The organism is Pseudomonas sp. PDNC002 (assembly GCF_016919445.1).
Classification (GTDB): Bacteria; Pseudomonadota; Gammaproteobacteria; order Pseudomonadales; family Pseudomonadaceae; genus Pseudomonas.
Genome location: NZ_CP070356.1, coordinates 4,649,843 through 4,663,354, shown reverse-complemented (window position 1 = coordinate 4,663,354; position 13,512 = coordinate 4,649,843). Strand labels below are relative to the sequence as shown.

Genomic DNA, 13,512 nt, shown 5'->3' with positions numbered 1-13,512 from the left:
GGTGGCATGAAGGGAAACCTGATGCTTCGATGCAGGCTGCCAGGGCGCTTCGCGGACAAGGTCCGCTCCTACAAAAGAAAGCCCGGTGTGATGCCGGGCTTTTCTTCAGCTGCGATACAGCACCGGCCGCCGCAGGTGCACATAGCTGTATCCCTCGCGCGCCAGGGCGATGCGCTGCGGGTCGAGCTCGGCCACGAGCAGTTCCTCGCTGTGTTTGGCTTTGGTCATCACCTGGCCATCCGGCGCAACGATGCTGCTCAGCCCGCAGTACTCGATCTCGCCTTCGCTGCCGACATAGTTGGCGTAGGCGAGGAACACCTGGTTCTCATAAGCGCGCGTCGGCACCAGTACCTGCGCGACGAATTCGTAGGGGCGCATGTTGGCGGTGGGCACCAGCACCAGGTCGGCACCAGCCAGCGCCAGGGTGCGCACGGCTTCGGGGAACTCCACGTCGAAGCAGATCAGCAGGCCGATCTTCCAGCCGTCCAGTTCGAAGATCGCCGGCGGCTCGTCGGAGGCGCTGAACTGGCTGCGGTCGAGGTCGCCGTAGAGGTGGGTCTTGCGGTAGTTGGCGCGGCGTTCGCCCTGGGGGGCGATCAACTGCACGCTGTTGAAGATGGCGCCGTTGGCGTCACGTTCGGGGTAGCCGTAGAGGATGCCAAGCTTGTGCTCGCGGGCGATCTCGGCGATGCGCAGGGCGGAGCGGCCGTCGCAGCTTTCCGCCAGTTCCGCGACACGTTTCGCGCCGATGTTGTAGCCGGACAGGAACATCTCCGGCAGCACCAGCAGGTCCGCACCGTTCTGCGCCGCCTGCCGGGCAGCCTGCTCCAGACGCTGCAGGTTGCCGGCGACGTCTTCGGGGCCGGGCGGGCACTGGTAGAGGGCGAGGTACATGGTGTTCTCCTTCGAAATGCGCAAGGCCGAGACCAGGCAGTTTGCACCTGAACCCGGCCCTGCGCGAGCCGCTCTTCACTGAGTGGAATGAATCAGTCCGGCAGCGCCATCGGGCCCAGTTCGGCGAAGCGATCGCCAGGGCCGGGGTTCTCCGGATGGGTGGCGCCGCCGAAGTGCTTCATGATGCCCCACACGGCGTTCAGCGAGGTCTGCACCGCGCCTTCCACCCAGGCCGGGGTCCAGGATACGTCGTCACCGGCGATGAAGATGCCGCGCTGCTCGGCGGGCATGTCGTCCTGCATGAAGTGCGCGTACATGCGCTGGTTGTAGCGGTAGTGGCCCGGCAGCGCGCCCTTGAAGGCGCCGAGGAAGTGCGGGTCGGCCTCCCAGGACACGGTGATCGGATTGCCGATGATGTGCCCGGCGATATCGACCTTCGGGTAGACCTTCTTCAGCGCGTCCAGGGCCAGCTGCACGCGCTTTTCCACCGGGTGTGGGAGCATCTTCATGGCGTCGCTCATCCAGGAGTAGGACAGACAGATCACCCCCGGCTTGTCGTCGCCGTTGTCGAACAGGTAGGTGCCGCGGGTCAGGCGGTCGGTGAGGGTCATGCTCATCACGTCGCGGCCGGTCTGCGGGTCCTTGTCCTTCCAGAACGGCCGGTCGACCATCACGAAGGTCTTTGAGGATTGCATGTAGCGTGTGCGGTCGAGGGCCATCCACATCTTCTGCGAGAACAGCGCTTCCTCGCATTCGATCTGGGTGGTCAGCAGCCAGGTCTGGCAGGTCGCCAGGACGGCCGCGTAGTGGCGGGTATCGCCCCAGTAATCGGTGACGGCGAAGGTGCCGTCGGTGGCGCGGGCGATCTTCTTCACGCCCGGACGCGGCGCGCCGTTGTGCAGCGAGGCCAGGGAAGTGCCGGCCGGCCAGTGCGCGCAGTTTTCCGGCACGTGGTTCCAGATGCCGCGCGGCACCTGCTCGACGCCGCCCACGACCAGGTGCTGGTGGTCGTCGCAGTTGGTCATCACCACGCGGAAGATTTCCAGCATGGAGTTGGGGAAGTCCGAGTCCCAGCCGCCGGTGCCGAAGCCCACCTGGCCGAAGATTTCGCGGTGCTGGAAGGACAGCCGGGAGAAGGCCTTGGAGCTGGCGACGAAGTCGTAGAAGGTGCGGTCGTCCCACTTGGGCACCAGCTCGTCCCACAGGGCCTTGAGCTTGACCGTGTCGCGCTCGCGGATGGCGTCCTGGATCTCGGAGAAGCGCGCGCCGTCTTCCAGCGCGTCGGCCCAGGCCTGGGCGACTTCACGGAAGATTTCCGGCAGGTCGTCGATCTTCTCGGCGTAGTGGCTGGTGCCTTCCAGGTCGACCACGGTGCTGCCCGAGGCCGGGGTCAGCGGGTTGGGGAAAGGTCTGGTTTCCAGGCCGAGCTTGTCGACGTAGTGGTAGAAGGCGGTGCTGGACACCGGGAAGCGCATGCCGCCCAGCTCGGCGATGATGCCGTCGGCGCCTTCGAAGGTCTCGGAGCGCAGGCGACCACCCATTTTCGAGGCCTCGTAGACCACCGGTTTGAGGCCCATCTTCATCAATTCGTAGGCCGCCACCAGCCCGGAAATGCCGGCGCCGACGATGGCCACTTCCTGGCCGTGTTTGTCGGCCGGGATGCTGCCCAGGCCGGCGGGGTGCTCGATCCAGTCGTCGAAGGCGAAGGGGAAGTCCGGGCCGAAAATGGTGACCGGTTTCTTGCCGGGGGTGTGGGGATGGCGGTTCTTGTGCATTGGAATCTCCCGGTTAACTGAGCACGCCGGTTTGTTTCAACCAGCTTGGCAAGGCATTGCGGAGCCCGCAGAGGCCAGTCGATGAGTGGCGCGCGGGCAAAGAAATGGCGAGCTGGTGGGCTCGCCTTGGCGATCACTATTGCAAAGCTCGTCGTTGAAATGAATCCGACAATCTGCAAGATTGGCGGGAGCTTTCAGGCAGATTGATCAATCCAATGAGCAATATGACGAAAAACGCCGATGCGGCCTTGTTGAACCTGCTGCGCGCCAACGCCCGCGAGTCGATTTCCGAGCTGGCGCGCAAGCTCGGGGTGTCCCGCTCCACGGTGCAGAGTCGCATCGAGCGGCTGGAGCAGCAGGGCATCATCAGCGGCTATTCGATCAAGGTGTCGGACAGCTACGCCCAGTCGCTGGTGCGCGCCCACGTGCTGGTGACGGCGCTGCCCAAGCTCTCGCACCAGGTGGTGCAGGCGCTGGAGAAGATCGCCGAGGTGAAGACCCTGCATTCGGTGAGCGGCAACTTCGACATGATCGTGATCGTCGAAGCGCTGTCGATCCGCGACCTCGACGCCGTGCTGGACCGCATCGGCGCGCTGGACGGAGTGGAGCGGACGATGTCGTCGATCATCCTGTCTACACGGATCGATCGCTGACCGCTTGCGCCTGCACGACTGGCCTGGCGATTGGCACCATTGGTCTGCCGGTATTGCCGGGAATTGGCTATTCGACAGCGGCCCAAGCGGCGCTAACGTATCTCCATTCCCGCACTTCGGCGGGCCCCACTGGAGATCACCATGAGTGCACGTATCGAATGGGCCAAGGCTTCCCCCGACGCTTACAGGGCCATGATCGGCCTGGAGCAGGCGCTGGCCAAATCCGGACTGGAAAACTCGCTACTGGAACTGGTGCGCCTGCGCGCCTCGCAGATCAACGGCTGTGCCTACTGCGTGAACATGCATGCCAATGACGCGCGCAAGGCCGGCGAGACCGAGGCGCGCCTGCAGACCCTGAGTGTCTGGCACGAGACCCGCTTCTTCACCGAGCGTGAGCGCGCGGCCCTGGCCTGGGTGGAAAGCCTCACCCTGCTGGCTGAGAAGCATGCGCCGCAGGACCAGTTCGATGCCCTGCGCGAGCATTTCAGCGATGCCGAGATCGCCAACCTGACTCTGGCGATCGCCACCATCAATGCCTGGAACCGCTTTGGTGTGGGGATGGCCATGGTGCCCTGAGCGGGCGCGGATGGAAGAGGGCGCCGAAGGGCGCCTTTTTCGTTGGTGGGGAAATGTCTGGTGGCGACAGTAGCCAGCGCGCTGGCCGGATGCGATGAACAACGCATTCAGGCCTGGGCGAAGCTTTTGTAGGAGCGGATCTTATCCGCGACGTGCATGAGGAAGATCGCGGATAAGATCCGCTCCTACAAAGAGCCGGGCTCGCCGGCCTTGCTCAGCGCTTGTGGAGAATCACCGCCGCGCGCAGCTTGCTGCGGCCGAAACGACTCATCTGCTCGAACTCCGCGTGGCTAACCGGGATGTGCTGGCAATCCAGCGGCTCGCGGTGCTGGCTGTGGTCGACGTCGGGGTCGTGGAGATAGACGAAGTCTTCATCGCAGTCAGTGACCACCACCCAATGCGGAGCCTTGGAACGGGTCAGCCGATAGCTGCTGATCAGTACCAGCGGCTGGCCGCCGGCCTCGAGCGCGCTGTCGATGTCCAACTGGTTGAGCAGCAGTTGCTCCACGTCGCTCCGCGCCAGTTCGGCGGCGAAGTCTTCGTGGACCAGGCGCATGACCTCGCGCTTCTCCTCACTGCGCACGCCATCGAGGAACAGCGGGCCGTCCTCCGACAATTGCAGCTGCACGCGGAACCCCCGTCGGTGCGCTGCCAGCGCCAGGCCTTGCGGGCTGCAACCGCCGTGGCCGGCGGTCATGTAGATGGTGGTCGCCTCGCGCCACAGACGCAGTTCCTCGCGGCGCTCCAGACGTCGCTTGGGCTCCAGCGCACCCATGGCCATCAGCAGGGCTGATGGCCCACAGGTGAACTCGGTGGTCTGCCGGTAATAGGGCACGTGGCGGTGGGTGCGCTCGTTGATCTGGCGGATGCGCTTCTCGAAGCGCAGTGCTTCGCTATGGTCTTCGTAGTAGTCGCGTACCTTGGCGAAGGGGCGATAGCCGTTGCGCTCGTAGAGGGCGATGGCGCCGCGATTGTCCGGGCGCACTTCCAGGCGCAGGTAGGCGCAGTCGTTCTCCAGCGCCTCGTCCTCGGCGCGGTCCAGCAGCTTCTGGCCCAGGCCGATGCCGCGGGCGCGCTCGTCAACGGCAATGGAGTACAGGCGTGCCAGCGACGTGCCCTGGTGGAACAGCACCAGCGCGTAGCCCAGCAACTGGTCGTCGGACTCGGCGACGGTGAGGGAGGCATGGGCGCGGGTGATCATCCACTGGAAGTTGCGGCGGGACAGGCGGTCGTGTTCGAAACAGCGATTTTCCATCTCGACCAGGGCGTTCAGGTCGTCGGACGTGGCGGCGCGAAATTGCAGCTTCATAGAGTAAGGATTCGTTAATCTGCCAGGAGCACTTTGGCGGGGGACGGGCCGCGAACGGGGAGTCCATCGCGCGGTCGAAGAAGCAGTGATCCGCAACCAGTATTGTCCCGGGAACACCGCGCGGCAAGCGCGCTGCCCGTCTTCGGAGGTGTCGTGAGCAAGCTGTTCATCATCGTGGAACGCAAGGAAGACTGGGCTTCGTACTATCCCAGTGACGATGTGGTCACCGCCCAGGAGTACCTGGAGATGCCCATCGACGACGACAACGGCAAGCGTGTGCAGGTGATCAACCTGTGCCGCAACTACAAGTACCTGGGCCACGGTTACTACTGCTCGTTGCTGGCCGAGGCGCGCGGGCACAAGGTCATCCCGTCGGTGCGCAGCATCAGCGAACTGGCTAAGAAGTCCCTCTACAGCCTGGCCCTGGAAGACCTCGAAAAGACTCTCGACAAGGCGCTGTCCGACCATCCCTACGGCAGCACCGATGGCTTCACCCTGACCCTGTACTTCGGCCGCACCGACATCGAGCCGCTGCAGGACCTGGCGCGCCAGCTGTTCGAGGCGTTGCCGTGCCCGATGCTGCTGGTGGAGTTCCGCAAGAACCGTGGTTGGCACATCGAGGGGGTAAAGCCGGGCAACATCCACAAGCTGCGGGAGGACCAGGAGGAGCACTTCGCCAACGCGCTGGATGGCTTCAGCCGGCAGATCTGGCGCAAGCCGCGCTCGCGCAAGCAGTACCGCTACGATCTGGCGATCCTCCACGATCCGGAGGAAGCCTTTCCGCCCTCCGACGCGAAGGCGCTGAAGAATTTCATCCGCATCGGCAAGAGCCTGGGCATCGATGTCGACCTGATCGAGAAGAAGGACTACTCGCGCCTGGCCGAGTACGACGCGCTGCTGATCCGCGAAACCACCAGCGTCAGCGATCACACCTACCGCTTCGCCAAGAAGGCCGAGAGCGAGGGCATGGTGGTGATGGACGACCCGGTGTCGATCCTGCGCTGTACCAACAAGGTCTACCTGGCTGATTTGCTGCGCAGTCACAAGCTGGGTATGCCGGCCACCGAGATTCTCTACAAGGACAATCCACAGGAGCTGGAGAAAGTCGGCGAGCGGCTGGGCTTTCCACTGGTGTTGAAGATTCCCGATGGGAGCTTTTCCCGTGGCGTGATCAAGGTGACGAACCAGGAGGAGCTGCTCACGGCCAGTGCCGAGTTGTTCGAGCGCTCGGTGCTGCTGCTGGCCCAGGAGTTCTTCTATACCGAGTACGACTGGCGTATCGGCGTGCTCAACCAGAAGCCGATCTTCGCCTGCCAGTACTTCATGTCCAAGGGCCACTGGCAGATCTACGACCACAGCCCCGACGCCCAGGAAGTGAGCGGCGATTTCCGTACCATGGCCGTCCACGAGGCGCCACGCAAGGTCGTGGAACTGGCGGTGAAGACGGCCAATCTGATCGGCGACGGACTCTATGGCGTAGACCTGAAACAGTCGGGTGATCGAGTGGTGGTGATCGAGGTGAACGACAACCCGAACATCGACTGCGGCGTCGAGGATGTGTACCTGGGCGACGACCTGTACAAACTGGTGCTCGAGGAGTTCGTGAGGCGCCTCGAAGTCAAGCGGAGAGGGCGGGGATGGTGAGACCGATTCGTCATTGACCTTATAGGAAAACGGTCGATGTGCTGCGTCAAGATATTGCTAGCTTTACAAACTGGAGCGCCAAACAACTGTTTTTTAACGTTTTTCAAAATAATGGCGCCAAGGAAGGGAGCATGCTCGAGGCAGCCACGAATCTTCGTCGCCTGCTGGTGGTCGATCCATGCGATGACTGCCGAAGGCTTTTACCCGGACTACGGGCAGCAGGGTGGGAGGTAGACAGTTGCGAGCTGGATGGTGCCAGCGACCGCAGCTGTGACGTCGGCCTGCTGCGCTTGCAACCCCGGCATCTCGAACGCCGGGAGTCCGTCAAGGAACTCATCAGCCGCAGCGGCACGGAGTGGATAGCCGTGCTCAGCCCCGAAGTCTTGCCCTTGCATGAGGTGGGCGACTTCGTCAGTGAATGGTTCTTCGATTTCCATACCTTGCCGTTCGACGTGGCGCGGGTGCAGGTCACCCTCGGTCGCGCCTTCGGCATGGCGCGCCTGCGCGGGCGTGGCAGTGTGCACAGCGACGAGCACCAGCACGAACTGCTCGGCGAAAGCCGCGACGTGCGTGAGCTGCGCAAGTTGCTGGCGAAGTTCGCGCCCACCGAATCGCCGGTACTGATCCGTGGCGAGAGCGGTACCGGCAAGGAACTGGTGGCGCGCACGTTGCACCGCCAGTCGCGCCGTGCGATCCGGCCGTTCGTGGCGATCAACTGCGGGGCGATTCCGGAAAACCTGATCCAGTCCGAACTCTTCGGCCACGAGAAGGGCGCTTTCACCGGTGCACACCAGCGCAAAATCGGTCGCTTCGAGCAGGCCAACGGCGGCACGCTGTTTCTCGACGAAGTGGGCGACCTGCCGCTGGAGCTGCAGGCCAATCTGCTGCGCGTGCTGCAGGAGAAGCAGATCGAGCGGGTCGGCGGCAGCCAGCCCATCGATGTCGATGTGCGAGTGATCGCGGCGACCCACGTGGACCTGGAGTCGGCGATCCGCGCCGGGCGGTTCCGCGAGGATCTCTATTACCGGCTGAACGTGCTGCAGGTCTCCACCTCGCCGCTACGCGAGCGCAACGGCGACCTGGCATTGCTGGCCAACCATTTCTCGCACCTCTACAGCGTCGAGACCGGACGCCGGCCGCGGCGCTTCTCCGATGATGCGCTGGCGGCGATGGCGGAGCATGCCTGGCCCGGCAATGTGCGCGAGCTGGCCAACCGGGTGCGGCGTGGCCTGGTCCTGGCGGAGGGGCGACAGATCGAGGCCCGCGACCTGGGCCTGGAGCGAGAGAAGGGCCGGCCGGCGCACCAGCCGCTGGTGACCCTGGAAGAGTACAAGCTGGGTGCCGAGCGCCAGGCGATGTGCGATGCCCTGGCCCGGCACGGTGACAATCTCAGCGTGGCGGCGCGGATGCTGGGCATTTCGCGGCCGACCTTCTATCGCTTGTTGCACAAGCATCAGTTGCGCTAGGGCGGGGAAGCCGGTCGGGGCGGGGACGGACGTGGATCCGTTACCCGCCTTGATACGGTTGCGCGTTCAGCGGTCCTCTGCGTTGGAGTTCACGGACAGGCCTGCGAGCAGCCACGGTTTTGCGTTGGCGCGCGATGAGAAGCCATGAAACGACAAAGGCCCCGAAAGGGGCCTTTGTTTTGATCCAACCGAAGCGTCAGAAGTAGTACGGGAATTTCACGCTGAAGCTGAAATCCGGCGCGTCCGGCGAGATGCCGATGGACAGGTTCGGCACGATGGTCAGGTTGGGGCTCCAGGCGTAGGTGAGACCCCAGTTGAAGTAGGCCGCGTTGGCATCGCTGCCGGTGACGCTGGTCCAGTCGCCACCGTCGGCCTTGACCTTGCTCTTCTTGGCGATCAGGTCGGAGAAGGAGAACGACATGCTGGTCTTCTCGTTGAGGGCGAATGCCACGCCCGCACCGATCTGGAACCAGTCGCCGAGGTCGACCTTGCCGCCTTGCTTCACACCCTGGGTCGGGCTGATGTCGTCGAAGGATTCCTCGAAGTTGTAGGTGTAGGAGAAGCTGCCGAACAGCACGGCCGGGTCCACGGTCTTGACCAGCGAGATGCCGGGGGTGACCGACCAGACGCCGTTGCCGGTAGGCAATTCCTCGGGCACGTTGAGGTTGTCGTTGTTCTTCGAGCGTTTGAGCTTGATGCCGTATGGCTCCTGCCCGGTGGGCGCTTTCACGCGCACGCTGACTACCGCATCCGGACGTGACTCGGTTTCGTCCATGAACTTGTAGGCGATGCCGAAGTTGACGTCGCCGAGGGTCGGATCACGCCTGACTGTCTCGTCGGTGGACTGCGCCGTGGAGTTGCCGGCGCCGGCCGATTCGTAGGTGCTTTCGCGGTAGACGACAGGGGCGTTGATATCGAACTGCCAACGGTTGTTCCAGTTGTAGCGACCGGTCAGGTCCAGGGTCCAGTTGTCGGCGTTGATGTTATCCACGCCGATGTTGCCCAGGAAGATCGTGTCCAGCGCGAGGAAGCCGTTGAGGATCAGTTGCTTGGTGTCGTAGTGGGTGTACGTCAGGCCTGTCTCGACGCTGAAGGTGCCGTTGCCGAAGAATCCGCTGGCTTCGTCGTAGAGGTTCTCCACGCTTTTGGGCGGACTGGCGTCATCCTTGAGCGATTCGCCATAGGAGCTGCCGCTGGAGGCAACGGTGGTGCCTGTTCCGGGCGGTGTTGGCTTTCCTGTCGGGGTGACCAGACGCTTGGGCTGGGCAGGCGTGGCGGGTGCCTCTTCCACCTGCCTGACCCGTTGCTCCAGAACCATCAGGGCCTTTTGCTGCGCCTCATAGCGCTGCTTGAGTTCGATCAGTTCCTGTTTCAGGGTCTCCACCTCGGCTTCCGTCGCGGCTGCGGCGAAAGTCGAGGGGAGTAAAGCGGATACACAGATAGCGGTGTGGAACCGTAGCGATCGGTGCATGGCGCGCTGTCCTTGACTTATAGGTTGGACTTCACAGTCGCACTTGAGCGTAGATCACATTCCCATGGTGCGCAGACCCTTGAGTTGGTCGAGGTTGCAGTCCAATGCTCCGGTCGACGGAAGGTTGTTGCGCAGGACTACGTTCAATTGCGCGACGTTGTTGACGGCGTTGCTGCCGCCTACCATCTGCGCGGCCTGGAGAAGGCCGCCGGCGGCCAGTTGCTGCATGCTGCTGCCTTGGCCATTGGCATTGATCGCGAGTTGGATGCCGCCGTTGCCGGGGGTCACGCTGACGGTGCCGGCGCCATTGCTGGCGGTGACCGGCGAGCCGTTGAGCGGAGTGCCGTCCTGGGCTACGTGCGGCGCCTGGTTGGCTTCCCTCACGTCGATGTTGACGTTGTTGGAAGCGGTGTTGTAGTCGCCCGCGGAGCGGACGCTCTGCGTAACGCCCTGGGTCTGGTTGAGGCCGGCGCCGCCACTGACGGTGCCGGTGCCCGCCGCCGGCGTTGCGCCGCCGTTGCCCGACTCATTGATGGTGGAAACGTAGAACTGCGGTTTGATGGTGGATTCCTGGACCTGCATGCTGACCTTGGCGCCGATGTTGTCGCCCACGGCGTTTTTCCAGGTACTGCTCATGACGATACCGAAGCTGATGACCCGGCCAGGCATCACGTATCTACCGCGAAGTTGGGCCAGCTCCTGATCCTTCAGCTCGATCGGCTTGAAGACACTCTCCGCCTGGACCGGCAGGCAGGCCATGAGGCAGGTGGCGGCAAGCAGCGGGATCACTTTCATTGTTTTTCTCCCCGGAAGGATTCCTGCCTTCCGTTCTTGAGCGGTCAGAGGAAGTCACTCTGGATAAAGCCGAACTCCATGAGTTCCGCGTCCTTGACCGGGCGGAAGGCATCCAGTCGGTCCCTGGCGGTCAACGGGTCCGGTGGGCTCATCAGGGCGTTGGCCTGTTCGTAGCCCGGACCGATGACGGCGAAGATGATGCCGTTCCAGCCTTTGAGAAAATCTTCCTGGGTGAAGCGCTTGTGGCCCAGCACCGGGTCGCCGATGTAGACGTGGCCTTTATAGGCACGCTGCATCACCACGAAGTGCTTGTAGCCGCGAATGTCCATTAGCACTATCACCGGGATCGTAAGCTTCTCCAGAGAGGCCGGCGGGATGCGATACCCGCGTGCGCGCATGCCGATGGCTTCCAGGTAGGTCTTCATGTCCAGCATGGAGAATCCCTGGGTGCGCACCAGATCCGGGTCGGCCCGGACCAGCATTCCCTTGATCACGAAGTCCTCGTCCACATCCAGCGCGTAGGCCTGGCGCAGGATCGTCGCCAGCGCGGCGGCGCCGCAGCTGAAGTCGGTCTTCTGCTGTACCAGGTTGCTGAACCTGCGCTCGCGGATGCTCTCGACGTGCTTGTAGGCCATGGTTCCGCCGGGAAGGATGGCGAAAGGAAGCTGCGCGGCCTGGGTCGTGAGCGACAGAAGTGCGAGCAGAAGCAGGGCGGACGTACGCATGATCGTGACGCCTGGGGGTCGGCTCAGGAGAAAGGAGGCTCCGTTGCCGGAGCCTCCAGGTACTACGCTGTGTCGCTTACAGGCAGGATTTGCAACCTGCGGCGATGGACAGCGAGTTGCTTTGCTGGTTGCCGATACCGGCCGCGACGTTCGCTCCAACGTTACCCGACACGTTGTTCAGCGAGTTGGTCAGGCTGGCGTCGTTTTTGACCGGATCCTTCCAGCCAGTGGGGACCAGCACCTGATAGGTAGCCTGGCCTTTGAGGTCAACCGTACCGGCTTCGACGAAGAAGAGCGGATCCTTGTCTTCTTTGCTGCCGCCGCTGTTACGGCTGTCATGGCCGCCACGACCGCTTTCGTCCACGACGTAGCCAACGCCAGCACCTTTGTAGGTACCGTGGGCTTTGAACTCAGACTTGAGGGTTTCCTTCTCGTAGGTCAGGAAGGCGATGTTGCCCACGGTGTTGCCCGTGGAGGTCTGAGTGGCGCCGCTGTAGGAGTCGGCGGTGGCACCGCCGGACACGGCGGCGGCCATGTCGTTTTTCTGTTGGTTGTAGTTGCCGGCGGTCACGTTGATGCCGATGTTCCCGGAGGCACCGTTGGCCGAGTTGCTGAGTGTTGCCTTGTTGGTGGTGGAGAAGTTCCAGGCCTGGTTATCCGTATTGGTCTGGGTAACGTCGGTCGACGCGTGGGCATAGCCGAAGATGAATTTCTCATCGGCGGTGGCCAGGGCGGCGGCGTTGGCTTGTTGGTTCATGTCACCGGCGGCCACGTTGACACCCACGTTACCGGATGCGCTCCCCAGCGATCCGTCAACGGTTGCGGTGTTTTTCGTGCCCAGGTTGGCTACCGTGTTGTCACTGCTTTCCTGGGTATCTTCGACCTCGGCGCTGGCGCCTGCCTCGATCCGCGGGTCCTTATAGGGATCGTACGGAGGCTTGGGTTGATGTTGTTCATGGCCATGACCGTTGTCATGCCCATGGCCATGGCCGTTGTTGTTACGGTTATCCGCTTGCACCGCTACAGCCATGATCGCTGCGACAGCGAATACCAGGGGCTTCAGAGCCATTGTGGGTTTCATGGTGTATCTCCTTTGCTTTGTCTGGCGTGTTTAGTGTTATAGGAGTTGGCTTGGGTCAATCCGCGACCCGGATTGTCAGGGTGTTGGCAATGCGATTGCCCACCCCGGCGCTCTGGCTCACCTGGACGACACCCCGGCTGCCGGCAAAGGCCTGGTCGCTGGTAACGACCTGCCGGCTACCCGTGGTGGAATCCGCTGAGCCTGAGTTCACTGGCAGCGCGACGTTCTGCTGGGAAAGCACGCTGTCGTCGACGCTCTGCGGAGCCGCGCTGACGCTGATCCGCATGGCGTTCACTTGCTGGTTGGCGGCCCCGGCGGCCTGGTTCACGCCCAGTGCGCCGTTACCGTTGGAGAAGGCGTTGCCGTTGATGCTGGCGGACGCGGCCTGGTTGGGGTCGACGAAGGCGTTGACCGTCTGCCGAAACTGCGTGGTTGCCTGGGCGCCGGTACCGATGGCGATGGCCCGGCCGTTGCTTTGTTGCTGCTGGTCGCCGGCCGCCTGGTTCACGCTCGCCACGCCGTTGTAATTGCGCCCGGCGTTGTCGATGGAGGCGTTGTTGATCGTCGAGGGATCGGCGGAGAAGGCGGAGACGGAGCAGAGCAGGAGGGGAAGTGCGAGCAGGCGAGCGTTCATCTCAGCGATCTCCCGTCAGCATGCGCAGGGGCGAGAGGCCCTGCTGGACCGTGCGGTTCACCGAGTTGGAGATGCCGGCGCCGCCGCCAGCTGCGCCGGCGCCCATGGTGTTGCCGTTCAGCGACTGGTTGGTGCCGTTGTCCATGCCGACCAGCGTGCCGCCCGGCAGGATGTGTCGTTCAAGGCTGGAGCCGCTGGTGACGCGGGCGAAGTCGCTGTCGTTCAGTTCGGCGTTATCGGTCTGGCGCACCACCTGTTCGGAGATGTTCGGGTTGACCGTGATGGGATTGGGGTCGGGAATGTCGGTTGGCCGGGTGGCGACACGCGGCTGTACCTGGCGTTGCAGGACGATGGTGCCGTCGCCGGCGAGGGCGGCGGGGCACAACGGTACGCTGGCCGCGCCGCAAGCGAGCGTGACGAGAATGCCGACGATCCGTGAGTCGATGTTCCCCATGATGGCGGTTCCTTCTTGGTGCGCTGAGCCCTAAC

The 13,512-nt window shown here is 63.4% G+C and carries 13 protein-coding genes; 4 read left to right on the top strand and 9 right to left on the bottom strand.

Annotation, left to right across the window (positions count from 1 at the left end; genetic code table 11):
* Positions 1–105: 105 nt before the first annotated feature.
* On the bottom strand, positions 106–894 hold the full coding sequence (locus JVX91_RS21030; RefSeq protein ID WP_205336083.1) for a carbon-nitrogen hydrolase family protein: 789 nt from the start codon (positions 892–894) through the stop codon (positions 106–108).
* Positions 895–986: 92 nt separating this feature from the next.
* Positions 987–2,669 carry an NAD(P)/FAD-dependent oxidoreductase gene (locus JVX91_RS21025; protein ID WP_205336082.1) on the bottom strand — a complete coding sequence of 561 codons (1,683 nt, stop codon included), beginning with the start codon at positions 2,667–2,669 and terminating at the stop codon, positions 987–989.
* A gap of 224 nt (positions 2,670–2,893) precedes the next feature.
* Between JVX91_RS21025 and JVX91_RS21020 the strand changes: the two genes are divergently transcribed.
* Positions 2,894–3,322 carry an Lrp/AsnC family transcriptional regulator gene (locus JVX91_RS21020; protein WP_088417584.1) on the top strand — a complete coding sequence of 143 codons (429 nt, stop codon included), beginning with the start codon at positions 2,894–2,896 and terminating at the stop codon, positions 3,320–3,322.
* 141 nt (positions 3,323–3,463) lie between these two features.
* The gene (locus JVX91_RS21015; protein ID WP_205336081.1) at positions 3,464–3,898 is read left to right on the top strand and encodes a carboxymuconolactone decarboxylase family protein; all 435 of its coding nucleotides are present in this window, start codon (positions 3,464–3,466) and stop codon (positions 3,896–3,898) included.
* A gap of 214 nt (positions 3,899–4,112) precedes the next feature.
* Here the strand turns inward: JVX91_RS21015 and JVX91_RS21010 are convergent, their stop codons facing one another.
* Positions 4,113–5,207, bottom strand: a complete 1,095-nt coding sequence (locus JVX91_RS21010; RefSeq protein WP_205336080.1) for a GNAT family N-acetyltransferase/peptidase C39 family protein — start codon at positions 5,205–5,207, stop codon at positions 4,113–4,115.
* Positions 5,208–5,360: 153 nt separating this feature from the next.
* Between JVX91_RS21010 and JVX91_RS21005 the strand changes: the two genes are divergently transcribed.
* Both JVX91_RS21005 and JVX91_RS21000 read left to right on the top strand, forming a co-directional pair.
* Positions 5,361–6,851: a RimK family protein gene (locus JVX91_RS21005; RefSeq protein WP_205336079.1), complete on the top strand. Its 1,491-nt coding sequence runs from the start codon at positions 5,361–5,363 to the stop codon at positions 6,849–6,851.
* A 131-nt stretch (positions 6,852–6,982) separates the two neighbouring features.
* Complete coding sequence (locus JVX91_RS21000; protein WP_205336078.1) at positions 6,983–8,317, top strand: sigma-54 dependent transcriptional regulator; 1,335 nt, start codon at positions 6,983–6,985, stop codon at positions 8,315–8,317.
* A 196-nt stretch (positions 8,318–8,513) separates the two neighbouring features.
* Here JVX91_RS21000 and JVX91_RS20995 read toward each other — a convergent pair whose 3' ends face one another.
* From JVX91_RS20995 to JVX91_RS20970, 6 genes are all read right to left on the bottom strand, one after another.
* Positions 8,514–9,788: a hypothetical protein gene (locus tag JVX91_RS20995; RefSeq protein ID WP_205336077.1), complete on the bottom strand. Its 1,275-nt coding sequence runs from the start codon at positions 9,786–9,788 to the stop codon at positions 8,514–8,516.
* A 54-nt stretch (positions 9,789–9,842) separates the two neighbouring features.
* The gene (locus JVX91_RS20990) at positions 9,843–10,583 is read right to left on the bottom strand and encodes a hypothetical protein (RefSeq protein WP_205336076.1); all 741 of its coding nucleotides are present in this window, start codon (positions 10,581–10,583) and stop codon (positions 9,843–9,845) included.
* A 44-nt stretch (positions 10,584–10,627) separates the two neighbouring features.
* Positions 10,628–11,308 (bottom strand): C39 family peptidase, encoded by a 681-nt coding sequence (locus tag JVX91_RS20985; RefSeq protein WP_205336075.1) that lies wholly within the window; start codon positions 11,306–11,308, stop codon positions 10,628–10,630.
* A gap of 76 nt (positions 11,309–11,384) precedes the next feature.
* Complete coding sequence (locus JVX91_RS20980; protein WP_205336074.1) at positions 11,385–12,389, bottom strand: heme utilization protein; 1,005 nt, start codon at positions 12,387–12,389, stop codon at positions 11,385–11,387.
* A gap of 55 nt (positions 12,390–12,444) precedes the next feature.
* A complete protein-coding gene (locus tag JVX91_RS20975; protein WP_205336073.1) occupies positions 12,445–13,023 on the bottom strand; it encodes an adhesin in 579 nt (192 codons plus the stop codon).
* Position 13,024: 1 nt separating this feature from the next.
* A complete protein-coding gene (locus JVX91_RS20970; protein ID WP_205336072.1) occupies positions 13,025–13,477 on the bottom strand; it encodes a hypothetical protein in 453 nt (150 codons plus the stop codon).
* Positions 13,478–13,512 lie beyond the last annotated feature (35 nt).

Excerpts from the sequence above, each read along its gene's own strand:
- JVX91_RS21010 (WP_205336080.1), bottom strand. The coding sequence starts at position 5,207 with ATGAAGCTGCAATTTCGCGCCGCCACGTCCGACGACCTGAACGCCCTG.
- JVX91_RS20985 (WP_205336075.1), bottom strand. The coding sequence starts at position 11,308 with ATGCGTACGTCCGCCCTGCTTCTGCTCGCACTTCTGTCGCTCACGACC.
- JVX91_RS21015 (WP_205336081.1), top strand. The coding sequence starts at position 3,464 with ATGAGTGCACGTATCGAATGGGCCAAGGCTTCCCCCGACGCTTACAGG.
- JVX91_RS21030 (WP_205336083.1), bottom strand. The coding sequence starts at position 894 with ATGTACCTCGCCCTCTACCAGTGCCCGCCCGGCCCCGAAGACGTCGCC.
- JVX91_RS20970 (WP_205336072.1), bottom strand. The coding sequence starts at position 13,477 with ATGGGGAACATCGACTCACGGATCGTCGGCATTCTCGTCACGCTCGCT.
- JVX91_RS20990 (WP_205336076.1), bottom strand. The coding sequence starts at position 10,583 with ATGAAAGTGATCCCGCTGCTTGCCGCCACCTGCCTCATGGCCTGCCTG.
- JVX91_RS21000 (WP_205336078.1), top strand. The coding sequence starts at position 6,983 with ATGCTCGAGGCAGCCACGAATCTTCGTCGCCTGCTGGTGGTCGATCCA.
- JVX91_RS20980 (WP_205336074.1), bottom strand. The coding sequence starts at position 12,389 with ATGAAACCCACAATGGCTCTGAAGCCCCTGGTATTCGCTGTCGCAGCG.
- JVX91_RS20995 (WP_205336077.1), bottom strand. The coding sequence starts at position 9,788 with ATGCACCGATCGCTACGGTTCCACACCGCTATCTGTGTATCCGCTTTA.
- JVX91_RS21020 (WP_088417584.1), top strand. The coding sequence starts at position 2,894 with ATGACGAAAAACGCCGATGCGGCCTTGTTGAACCTGCTGCGCGCCAAC.
- JVX91_RS21025 (WP_205336082.1), bottom strand. The coding sequence starts at position 2,669 with ATGCACAAGAACCGCCATCCCCACACCCCCGGCAAGAAACCGGTCACC.
- JVX91_RS20975 (WP_205336073.1), bottom strand. The coding sequence starts at position 13,023 with ATGAACGCTCGCCTGCTCGCACTTCCCCTCCTGCTCTGCTCCGTCTCC.